The following is a 1,825-nucleotide window of genomic DNA, read 5'->3' as shown; positions in this document are numbered from 1 at the left end:
GTATTGTCAAAACTTTTATAAGAAATAGGTTATAAAATCCTATGATAGAGGGCTTTTTAAGCAAAAAAATTGCCACCCCCTGAATTCTGGAGATAATTGAGGTTACCACACACCCAATTCCCAGAAAGGAAGTGACAAGTTGTACCCTCAAATTATAACCTATTTATTAACTTTAATTAAGTACCAAGATCAAATAATCCGGACTCTTCTTACGCTGCTTATTGGCAAGAACATGTTTGATAAGTCGAAAGAACAGCCAGTGAATCAGCCTTATCGAAAGCTCCAGGTGGATGAACTTCCTGTTATCGAGACTTTTCAAAAGCTGGATTATAAAACCCTAATGAAAGAGTACTCCGAAGAAAAAGGTAAGACACTAAAGCCTGTCAGACGTCATGCCAATTCCAAAACATCCGTACCATCCAACATTTTCTGCCCAAAGTGTGGTGCTCCAGCAGATTACCTTTATGCCAATAATGGAGGAAACGGACAGTACCAATGTAAGGTGTGTGCGTGTCTGTTCAATCAGAAAAACCAGTATGCCAAGGAAGCCATCCTGAAATGCCCGCATTGCTTGAAGACCCTTGAAAAAGTGAAGGAACGGAAAGACTTTGATATCTACAAGTGCAAGAATAATGCGTGTTCCTTCTACCAGCGGAACCTAAATGGACTTTCGTCCAAAGATAGAAAACGATTCAAGAAGAACCCCCAGGATTTCAAGATGCGATACCTATTTCGCCAATTTCACATTGAGTACAAGCCACTTTCCAAGGAGTCACCCAAGAAGCCAAAAGTGGATTTATCTAGACTGTATGTGTCGCCCCACACCCTGGGACTCATCCTGACTTACCATGTGAATTATGGACTGTCCGCCCGAAAGACAGCTGCCTTAATGAAGGATGTTCATGGTGTGGATATCTCCCACCAAAGCATCCTGAATTATGAGAACAGTGTGGCCTTGCTTCTCAAGCCGTATGTGGACCATTATCCTTATGAGCTTTCCGACCAGTTCTGCGGCGATGAGACGTATATCCGGGTGGGTGGCCGCTGGCGCTATCTGTTCTTCTTCTTCGATGCGGTGAAAAAGATCATTCTGGCCTATCCCGTATCCCGGAATCGGGATACACAAGCAGCGATTCTGGCCATTGATGAAGTCTTGACGAAGTTCAAGGAAGTCCCGGAGGACTTGACCATCGTAGTTGATGGTAATCCGATTTATCTACTGGCCCAGCAATTCTTCGCCCAACATGGAATATCATTCGACATCAAGCAAGTCATCGGCCTTACGAACGAAGATCCAGTATCGGCTGAATACCGGCCGTTGAAACAGATCATCGAACGGCTGAACAGGACCTTCAAAGGCAACTATCGTCAAACGTACGGTTTTGGATCCGAACAAGGTTCCGTCTCCTATGTGACACTGTTTGTGGCTTATTTTAACTTTTTACGGCCACACTCAGCGCTGGAAGGGAAGGTCCCGGTCCTTCAACCAGAGTTGCTTCAACTGCCTAACATGCCTGCCAGATGGACCAAACTGATTGGTTTAGCCCAGGATTGGATCGAAGACCAGACAGCCTAGCTTTTGTTTAGCAGAGCCCCTTAACCAGCAGGCGGCGAAGCGTACTCTTGACAAACCGAACTTGCCAATGGTTTAAAATTGGAAAAACCAAGGGCTTATTTGGTATGCCTTCTTTTGTCCTCTTCGCCCTTAATGAACACATCACAAACCATTGGCGTGTTTGTCAAGAGCGACTGCGGCAGCACCTTCTCAAGTTCCGTGAAGAAATCCATCCCTTAGAATTGATTTTTCATAGAACTTTTGACACTA

2 protein-coding genes are annotated in these 1,825 nt (G+C 44.7%); both read left to right on the top strand.

The window, feature by feature from the left end; translation table 11 throughout:
* The first annotated feature begins 139 nt into the window (after nucleotides 1–139).
* Nucleotides 140–1,576 carry a DDE-type integrase/transposase/recombinase gene (locus BFI01S_RS21760; protein ID WP_061794429.1) on the top strand — a complete coding sequence of 479 codons (1,437 nt, stop codon included), beginning with the start codon at nucleotides 140–142 and terminating at the stop codon, nucleotides 1,574–1,576.
* Nucleotides 1,577–1,623: 47 nt separating this feature from the next.
* A partial coding sequence (locus BFI01S_RS23850) for a hypothetical protein (protein WP_218008342.1) occupies nucleotides 1,624–1,825 on the top strand: 202 nt, incomplete at its 3' end.

It is taken from the genome of Cytobacillus firmus NBRC 15306, assembly GCF_001591465.1.
GTDB classification, from domain to species: Bacteria; Bacillota; Bacilli; order Bacillales; family Cytobacillaceae; genus Cytobacillus; species Cytobacillus firmus.
Note: the sequence above shows the minus strand (reverse complement) of the source record. Positions and strands in the feature narration are given on the sequence as shown.